Source organism: Segeticoccus sp., from assembly GCF_035708005.1.
In genome coordinates, this window is sequence record NZ_DASSTI010000118.1 from 1 (window position 1) to 8600 (window position 8600).

Below are 8600 nucleotides of genomic sequence, written 5' to 3' on the forward strand. Positions count from 1 at the left end.
CAGGCGCCCGTGCTCGTCGACCTCTTCGAGCGCGAGTTCATCGAAACCCAGGAGGCGGTCGGGATGACGATCGGTGGGCTCTTCCGCGACCGCGACGACCCGGACCGCTTCGTCTGGTGGCGCGGCTTCGCCTCGATGGAAACGCGCCGTCAGGCCCTCGAAGCCTTCTACGGTGGGCCCGTCTGGGCTCGTCACCGTGCGGCTGCGAACGCGACGATGATCGACAGCGACGACGTCCACCTGCTCCGCCCGACCGCGCCCGCCCATCCGCCTACTGCGCCGGTGCACCGGCAGGAGTCGGCCGGCGCCACGGAGTCCGCCGAGTGGCATGTCGCCGTCGCCTACACCTCCCCGCCGAGCACTCAGACCGAGGCGTGGCTGTGCACGGACCTGCACGCCCTCCTCGAGGACCGGCTCGGCACGACCGTCGCGATGTGGCGCACCGAACCTGCCACGAACACCTTCCCCGCTCTCCCCGTCCGGGAAGACAACACCCTCGTGTGGACCGCTGCCTTCCCCGACGCCGGCGCCCACGACGAGGCGTTCGGCCGGCTGGCTGCCGATCCGCTCTGGCGTCGCGAGATCGGCCCACGAATCGCCGAGACGGCCACCTCCCACCGCACCCTGCGGCTGCAACCCACCAGCCGCTCCCGCCACCCCGCCTGCGGGCTGCGAGAACCAACGGTCAGCCCTTGAGCTCCTCCAGCCGGGAGACCAGGTGCCGCCGCTCGGCGTCGTTGCCGCACAGGGAGATCGCCCGCTCGTATGCCGTCCGCGCACCGTCCGTGTCCCCCGCCCGGGCGAGCAGCTCGGCCCGGACCGCGGGCAGGCGGTGGCTTTCCGGCATACGGTCGTCGAGGCCCTCGAGCAGGGACAGGCCGGCGCGCGGCCCGTCCGCCTCCGCGACGGCGACGGCACGGTTCAGGGTGACCACGGGCGAAGGTGCGAGCGACTCGAGCTCGGCGTAGTGGCCCGCGATCCGGTCCCACCGCGTGTCCGCCGCGGTCGGCGCCGTGGCGTGCTCGGCGGCGATGAGCGCCTGAGCGAGGTAGCTGCCCTCCCGTCCCGCCACCGGTCGACCGACGTACGGCGCGAGCACGAACAGCGCTTCGGAGATCTCGTCGTGGTGCCACCGCTGCCGGTCCTGGTCCGGCAGCAGGATGGGCAGCCCGTCGGCGTCGGCGCGCGCATCCCGCCGGGAGTGCTGCAGCAGCATGAGCGCGAGCAGGAGGTCGAGGACCGGATCGCCCGGCAGCAACTCGCGCAGCAGCCGGGTGAGCCGAATCGCCTCACCTGCCACGGCGACTCGCACGACGTCCGGCCCCGAGCCGGGTGCGTAGCCGGCCGTGAACGCCAGGTAGACCACCTCGGCGAGGGTGGCCAGCCGCCCCGGCAGCTCCCCGGGGCTCGGCACCCGGAAAGGGGCCCCGCTCGCCGCGAGCCGCCGCTTCGCCCGGGTCAGCCGCGCGGCCATCGTCGGGCGGCTCACGAGGAACAGCCGGGCGACGTCCTCGGTCGGCACGCCGAGCACCAGCCGCAGCGTGAGCGCGCTGGCGGCCGAGCGCTCCAGCGCCGGGTGGGCGCACAGGAACACCAGCCGCAGCCGCTCGTCCTCCACCAGACCTCCCGGGTCAGCCATGACCCGCGCCGCCCGCTGGCTCACCTCGGCGTCCACCGCGAGCAGCGGTTCCTTGCGCGCCGCGACAGCTTCGGCGCGCAACCGGTCGAGCACGCGTCGCCGTGCCGCCGTGAGCAGCCACGCCGCCGGGTTCGTCGGTATGCCGTCCGCCGCCCAGGTGCGCACCGCCGCCTCGAACGCCTCGGCCAAGCCGTCCTCGGCGAGGTCCAGCCGGCGGTACTGCGCGACCAGCAGGGCCAGCAACCGGCCCCACTGGTCGCGCCAGACCTGCTCCAGCGCCTGCGCCGCGTCGCCCATCAGGCTCCGGTCGCGCCCTCGACCTCGATGGTGGGGCGCAGCTCGATCGTGTAGCCGCTGGGCAGGAGGCGACACAACTCCACCGCGACGTCGAGGTCGTCCACGTCGATGAGGTAGAAGCCCGCGACCTGCCTGGACGTCTCCGCGAATGTCCCCTCGGTGACGACGTGCTCGCCGGCCTCGGGGCGCAGCGTGGTGGCGGTGTCGCCGCGGGCGAGCGCCTCGCCCCCGAGCAGCCGGCCGCGTTCGCGCACGGCACGGTCGAACGCCACGTGTCGGCGGTGGACCTCCTGGCGCTCCGACTCGCTCGCGCGGTCCCAGGCTTGCGGGTCCTCGGCGAGCAGGACGAGGTAGCGCATCAGTGGTCGCCGCTCTCGAGCCGGCGGATCTCGAGGTGGTTGCCGGTGCGGGCGAGGTCCTCGCAGATCTTCAGCAGGTCCGCCTCGTCCTCGGACTCCAGCAGGTAGAAGCCGACGATCTGCTCGGCCGACTCGGTGAACGGCCCCTCGGTCACCGTCACCGCGCCGTCCGGCTCGAAGCGCATCGACGTCGCCTCCCGGGACGGGGTGAGCGGTGAGGCGGTGACGACCCGGTGGCCGTGCGAGGTGAGCTGGCGCCAGAACTCCTCGTGCCCCTTGAGGCCCTCGGCCAGCTCCTCTTCCGACAGCTGCGCCCACTCCTCCTCCGGTCCGGGCAGCAGGACCAGGTAGCGCGCCATCAGGGGCGCTCACTCGGGTCGACGCAGCGGCGCACCTCGAGGACCTGCTCGCGCTGGGCCAGCCGACCACAGACCTGCAGCAGGTCCTCGGGGTCGTTGGTCTCGACGAGGTAGAAGCCGGTGAGGTGCTCGGCCGCCTCGGCGAACGGCCCCTCGGTGACCGACACGTCGTCGAGCGACCCGCGGACCACCTTGGTCTCCTTGGAGGGGGTCAGCTCGGCGCCGCCGACCATGGTGTGCCCCCGCTCGGCGAGCAGCCGCGCGAACTCGCCGTGGTCGGCATACCCCTGCTTCTTCTCCTCGACGCTGGCACCGGCCCAGCGGTCCTCGCCGGTCGGGATCAAGATCGCGTACCTGGTCATGAGGTGCTCCTCTGCTCGGAGCCGCCCCCGTGGCGGCTCGTCATGGTGATGACGCGCGGGCCGACCCGAAATCGACAGCCGAACGGGAGTGGTTCAACGGCGGCGGACGCCGGCGACCAGGTCGAGCAGGCCGGCGAGCTCGGTGACGTCGTACCACGACAGCTCGACGTCCTCCACCTCCTGCGTCGGGTCGTCCTCGGCAGCGCCGGGCGGCACGACCGCGATGCCGTCCCCGACGTGGAAGGAGGCGATGCGCGCCAGCGGGACCTGCTCGGTGACCGTGACCGAGCAGGCGATCCGCCCCGCCGGGAGCTGCGCGGCAGGCGTGTCGACACCGGTGACCTCCTCCGGGGACACGTCGGCGGCCGCGACGACCACCCGCTCGCCGGCGTCCGCGGCGGTGGGCACCGCCTCGTGCGCGGCGTGCTGGAGGGCGAGGTACTCCAGTTCCTCCTCGTCGGCCCCCTTCTGCGACTGCTCGAGGGCGCGGGTGACCGCGCAGGCCGACCGGGGTGCCGGGAGGACCCGCTCGCGAGCGAGCGTGGCCAGGTCGGTCCTCGTGACCGGCAGGTAGACGCGGGTGCGGGGCATCAGGACTCCTCCTCGTACGGTGCGGCCGCGGGCAGCGGCGCCGGATCGTGCAGGGCTTGGGCGGAGGTGATGACCGAGGTCTCGATGACGGCGGACCGGCGGGCGGCGTCCATGAGGTTGCCGCCCATGACTTCCAGGTCGCGCCGACCGGGGCCCAGCACCGTGAGCTGCGCGCCGTCGGCGTGGACCTCGGCGACCTCGCGCAGGCAGCGGGCCGTGACGTGGTTGCGCCAGCGCCGCTCCATCCTCGTGGCGAACCGGTGCGGGGAGTCGACGTCGAAGCTCACCGAGGGCGCCAGGACGTAGACCTCGTCCAGGCCGCGCCCGACCATCAGGTCGACGCTGGTGGAGGACCAGGCCCCGCCGTCGATGTAGCGGTGCTCGCCGATCCGGATCGGTTCGTACCACCCGGGGATCGCGCACGAGGCCATGACGGCCCGCCAGAGGTCGGCCGGCGGCGTTCCGTCGCGGCCGAACGCGACCCGCTGCCCGGACTCGTAGTCCATCGCCACGACGGCCACCCCGTCGCGCTCGACCCAGCCGTTCGGCACGCAGTGCGCGACGAGCGCCCCGATGCCGTCCAGCCGACCGCGTCCCTCCGGGAGCAGGGCCGAGACCACCACCATCGGCGGGAGGGCTCGCAGGTAGCGAACCCCTTGCGACAGCAACGCCTTCGAGCCGATGCCGTGCTTGGGCTTGCCCGGCTTGGCGCCGCCGGTCGCCTCGCCGTAGTCGAAGAAGAAGCCCTCGAGCGGCCCGGAGACGAGCGGCTCGTCGCGCTGGTGGCGCAGCAGGTCGTCGACGCCGACCCCCGCGGCGAGCAGGGCCACCAGGACCGAACCCGCGGAGGTGCCGACGTATTCGTCGAACTCCCGCGCGTCCAGGCCGTATTCGAGCTCCAGCGCTCGCAGCGCACCCACCGTCCACGCCGCACCGAGGACGCCGCCACCTCCGAGCACCAGCCCCCGCCGTGGTCGCTCGCTCATCGGCGCCGCTCCGGGCGGGGCGTCTCCCGGCGGGGCGGCTGGTCGACCAGTTCGGCGAGCGCGTCGACCAGGCACTGCTCCAGCACGTGGATGTCGGACATGGCCTCGCGGTCGCCGTTGAGCCCGTAATAGACCGAGCCGAGGTATGACGTGAGCCCGATGGACAGCGCCTGTCCCCTGGCGAGGGGCATCACCGGGTAGGTCGCGAGGAGGAGGGCGCCTCCGGCATACATCTCCTGCTGCGGGCCGGGCACGTTGGTGATGACGACGTTGAACAGGCGACGGGACATGGCGCTGCCGAGGCGGGCGCCGAGGGAGTGCAGGGTGGGCGGCGCGAAACCGGCGATGCCCGCGATGGTCTGGGCGCCGAGGGCCTGGCCGCCCTCCATCTGCTGGCGCATGGAGAAGGCGATCTGGTGCAGCCGCATGGCCGGGTTCGGCTCTCCGACGGGCAGGTCGACGAAGCAGGCGGCCATCTTGCTGCCCAGGCGGCCAGCGGTGCGGTCGTCGCCGTAGACGCTGACCGGCACCATCGCGCGCACGGTGGTGCCGCCCGACACCGACTCGCCGCGGGTGAGCAGCCAGTTGCGCAGGGCGCCGGCGACCGTGGCGAGGACGACGTCGTGGACCGACACGTCGTCGCTGAACGTGCCGCGCGCCAACCGGCTCCGGGCGGTGCGGTAGTCCTCCAGGTCGGTGGCGACCATGGCGAAGCGACGCGCCTCCCCCACGTGGGCGTTCAGCGGGCTGTGCGGCGCCGGCCGCGCGGCGCTGCGGAACACCGCCTCGGCGACCCCGCCGGTGGCACCCACCACCCGGCCGGCGAGCGCCCGCACGTCGGCGAGGCCGCCCCGGACGTTCTCGATGACCTGGTTGGGCCGACGGACCGCGTCGACGAGGGCGCCAGTGAGCAGCTCGAGGTCGCTGGGCTCGCGCACCGGGTGCCAGCTGTGCTCGACCGGCGCCTCGCCCTTCTCGCCGTCCACGACGATCTGCCCGATGTCGACGGCGTTGATCCCGTCGACGAGCGCCTGGTGGGTCTTGGTGACGATCGCGAGCCGGCCGCCGGCCAGTCCCTCGACGAGGTAGACCTCCCACAGCGGCCGGCCCCGGTCCAGCGGCCGGGCCTGCACGCGCGCGACGAACTCCTCCAGCTGCTCGTCGCTGCCCGGGCGCGGCAGCGCCGAGCGGCGCACGTGGTAGCTGACGTCGAAGTCCTCGTCGTCCACCCAGACCGGGTTGGCCACGTGCCCGGGCAGCTCGCGCACCCGCTGCCGGTAGCGGGGCACGTAGGCGATCCGGTCCGACACCAGCCGCACCAGCTGGTCGTGGTCGAAGCCCTCCTCGGGCGGCTGGAACACCATGACCGAGCCGACGTGCATGGCCGCCGCCGGCTCCTCCAGGTAGAGGAACGACGCGTCCAGCGAGGTCAGGCGGTCAGGCACGGGCCCATCGTGTCAGACCGCGTCGTGCGCGGCGGCTCCTCCGGCCGCCCTCCACGCCGGACAGCCGGGCGGCGAGGTCGGCGATCGCCCGGGCGGCCGGCGAGCCGGGCGCGTGCTCGGCCAGCGAGCGGCCGGCCAGCATCGCCGCGTCCAGTGCGGCACGGTCGTCGGGCACCAGCCACGGATCCGGTATGCCGGCAAAGCGGCCGAGTGCCTCCCGCACCTGGTGCTCGGGCCGGTTGCCGACGGCTGCGGCGCGGATCTTGGTGACGACGACCGTGGGCTCGGCCGCCACGACCTCCGTGAGCTCCTGCAGGCCGCGCACGAGCCGCTGCAGGCCGACCGGGTCGGCGGAGCCGACGGCCAGGACCTCGTCGGCGGCCTCCAGCGCCACGAGGGTGGTCGCGTTGCGGCGGGGCGCGCGGGTGTCGTAGCTGAGCTCCTCGTCGTCCTCGAGGCTGAAGCCGCAGTCGACGACGACGAACCGGGCGAGCTGCCGGCCCAGGTCGAGGACGTGCTCGACCGCGCGCTGGCGCAGCTCGGGCCAGCGCTCGGCCTTGGGCAGGCCGGTCAGCACGCGCAGCCCGGGGAGCGCCTCCGGCGCGAGCCGGGCGAGGGCCGGCAGGTCGAGGGTGCCCTGCTCGGAGGCCCGGGCGGCGGCCGCGAGGCCGGGCGCCTCGTCGAGCAGCGACAGCCCTTGGGCGACCGAGGCGCCGTAGGTGTCGGCGTCCACGAGCAGGGCCGAGCCGGTGCTGCGGGCGAGCTCGACGGCGAGGTTGACCGCGACCGTGGTGCGCCCCGGCGCCCCGGCCGGTCCCCAGACAGCGATGAGGGCACGCGGTCCCGGCTCGTCGGCGGGCGGCTCGTCGTCGGCGGGCGGCTCGTTCGACGGGTCGAGGGCCTCGACCGCCTCGGCGCCGGTCGGTTCGCGCGCCGAGGCGGCCGCCGCAGGGGGCGTCCCTGCGCCGGGGTCGAGATCGGCCAGCGGGCGAAACCGGCTGCGCCCAGCCTCGGCCCCGCCACCGGCCTGGTCCTGCCGCGCCGCCGGGGCGGGTCGCTCGACGCGCTCGAGGGCCTCGGCCACCTCGTCGGTGGCGGCGTCGGCCGGGAGCACGGTCACCAGTCCCAGCTGGCGCAGCCGCCGCTCCTGCTCCTCGTCCCCGGAGGCGTGCACGCCGATCACGCCGAGCCCGGCCGCGGCCAGGTCGCCCAGGGCGGTGCGGTCCAGGCCGCGCAGGTCGCCGGTCACGACGGCCACGGCACCGACGCCCGAGGCGGCGACCGCCAGCAGGTCCGCGAGGTCCACACAGCGCCGCACGACCGTGCAGCCGGGCGCCCGCCCGAACGCGGTCGCCACCCGGCCGTCCAGGGCCGGGCTCGCCGCGAGCAGCAGGTCCACGCTCATGAGGCGTCCCGCACGGGCGACCCCGGCACCGGCACCAGGGTCACCCGGGAGCCGGCGTCCACGGCGGCGATCACCTGCTCGACGGCCTCGTCCGGCACGAGGACCTGCACGGCGGTGTCGGCGGCGGCGACGCCCAGCCCGGAGGAGCTCTTCGGCATCCGCGCCACCGTGGCCGACGGCAGCATGCGCTGCGGCTTGGTCCACGTCTCGCGGGCGGCGTCGTCGACCCGCTTGCTGACCCAGACGTCGACCACCGAGCCGACGACGAGACCGTGCACCGACGAGGCGTCGACCGGCACGCTCACGGCCTTGACGCCGACCTGCTCCTTGTCGCCGAGCGCACTGCGCGGCAGCAGCTCCCCGGCGCGCACCTCGCGCAGCACGAAGCTGTCGTGGGGCAGCGGACGCGAGCCGTCGGCATACAGGCTGAGGTCCTCGGCGCGCACGGCGACACGCTTGACGTCGCCCTCCCCGAGCCGGTGACCGGGCACGAGGGTGCGGGTGGCGGCATACACCGGGACCGTGTCGTCCGCGGCGGCCACCACCTTGGCGCCGGCCACGATCGAGACGAGCACCAGGACGACCCCGACGAGCAGCCGGGTGTCCGTCCACGAGGGTCGCTGCAGGCGCGCGGCGGTCGGTCTCGACAGCTCCGATGAGTCGGGCACGGGTTCCCCTTCGAGCAGGCGTCCTTGCGTTCTCCCCCGGGACTCGCCGATCCTGCCACCTCACGGCTCCCGAAGGCCAAACCGGCTCTCAGCATGCCGCGTCCGTCCACCTGCGGGTAGCGTTGTCCACAGGCTGTGACGGGAGGCGACACGACGCAAACCGATGCGGTGCATGATGTCGGGGAACCTCTGGACAGCGCCGTACGATCTAGGTCAAGAATTGGTCAAGTGCCCTACCGGAGGGAGGCGGTTCCCCTGACCGCTTCCGTCCCCCACTGCCCTCGGGAGTCCCCACATGCCGCAACGGTTCATCCAGCTGTCCGACGTCGCCGAGACGCTGAACATCTCCTCCGCACAGGCCTACGCCCTGGTCCGCTCCGGTGAGCTGCCGGCCATCAAGGTCGGTGGCCGGGGCCAGTGGCGGGTCGAGGCCACCGAGCTCGAGAACTACATCCAGCGGATGTATGCCGAGACCAAGACCTTCGTGCA

At 74.0% G+C, this 8600-nt stretch carries 11 protein-coding genes; 2 read left to right on the top strand and 9 right to left on the bottom strand.

Going from position 1 to position 8600, the window contains the following annotated elements:
- A partial coding sequence (locus VFL99_RS11605; RefSeq protein ID WP_325106515.1) for a hypothetical protein occupies positions 1-696 on the top strand: 696 nt, incomplete at its 5' end.
- On the opposite strand, the gene VFL99_RS11610 is transcribed toward VFL99_RS11605, so the two are convergent.
- The 9 genes from VFL99_RS11610 to VFL99_RS11650 all read right to left on the bottom strand — a co-directional run bounded on the left by VFL99_RS11610 (position 686) and on the right by VFL99_RS11650 (position 8111).
- The gene (locus VFL99_RS11610; RefSeq protein WP_325106516.1) at positions 686-1936 is read right to left on the bottom strand and encodes an RNA polymerase sigma factor; all 1251 of its coding nucleotides are present in this window, start codon (positions 1934-1936) and stop codon (positions 686-688) included. The two genes, VFL99_RS11605 and VFL99_RS11610, sit on opposite strands and share 11 nt — an antisense overlap.
- Positions 1936-2295, bottom strand: coding sequence for a YciI family protein (locus VFL99_RS11615; protein ID WP_325106517.1), 360 nt, complete (start codon positions 2293-2295; stop codon positions 1936-1938). Before VFL99_RS11615 ends, VFL99_RS11610 begins: the two co-directional genes overlap by 1 nt.
- Positions 2295-2654, bottom strand: coding sequence for a YciI family protein (locus tag VFL99_RS11620; RefSeq protein ID WP_325106518.1), 360 nt, complete (start codon positions 2652-2654; stop codon positions 2295-2297). Before VFL99_RS11620 ends, VFL99_RS11615 begins: the two co-directional genes overlap by 1 nt.
- A complete protein-coding gene (locus VFL99_RS11625) occupies positions 2654-3016 on the bottom strand; it encodes a YciI family protein (protein WP_325106519.1) in 363 nt (120 codons plus the stop codon). The genes VFL99_RS11620 and VFL99_RS11625 overlap by 1 nt, the downstream gene beginning before the upstream one ends.
- A gap of 93 nt (positions 3017-3109) precedes the next feature.
- Positions 3110-3607: a DUF6912 family protein gene (locus tag VFL99_RS11630; protein ID WP_325106520.1), complete on the bottom strand. Its 498-nt coding sequence runs from the start codon at positions 3605-3607 to the stop codon at positions 3110-3112.
- Complete coding sequence (locus tag VFL99_RS11635) at positions 3607-4593, bottom strand: patatin-like phospholipase family protein (RefSeq protein ID WP_325106521.1); 987 nt, start codon at positions 4591-4593, stop codon at positions 3607-3609. Before VFL99_RS11635 ends, VFL99_RS11630 begins: the two co-directional genes overlap by 1 nt.
- Positions 4590-6038 carry a WS/DGAT/MGAT family O-acyltransferase gene (locus VFL99_RS11640; RefSeq protein ID WP_325106522.1) on the bottom strand — a complete coding sequence of 483 codons (1449 nt, stop codon included), beginning with the start codon at positions 6036-6038 and terminating at the stop codon, positions 4590-4592. The genes VFL99_RS11635 and VFL99_RS11640 overlap by 4 nt, the downstream gene beginning before the upstream one ends.
- The gene (locus VFL99_RS11645; RefSeq protein ID WP_325106523.1) at positions 6031-7443 is read right to left on the bottom strand and encodes an AAA family ATPase; all 1413 of its coding nucleotides are present in this window, start codon (positions 7441-7443) and stop codon (positions 6031-6033) included. Before VFL99_RS11645 ends, VFL99_RS11640 begins: the two co-directional genes overlap by 8 nt.
- The gene (locus VFL99_RS11650) at positions 7440-8111 is read right to left on the bottom strand and encodes a hypothetical protein (RefSeq protein ID WP_325106524.1); all 672 of its coding nucleotides are present in this window, start codon (positions 8109-8111) and stop codon (positions 7440-7442) included. The genes VFL99_RS11645 and VFL99_RS11650 overlap by 4 nt, the downstream gene beginning before the upstream one ends.
- A gap of 295 nt (positions 8112-8406) precedes the next feature.
- Here VFL99_RS11650 and VFL99_RS11655 point away from each other — a divergent pair.
- Positions 8407-8600 (top strand): helix-turn-helix domain-containing protein (locus tag VFL99_RS11655; RefSeq protein ID WP_325106525.1); only part of this gene is annotated, 194 nt, incomplete at its 3' end.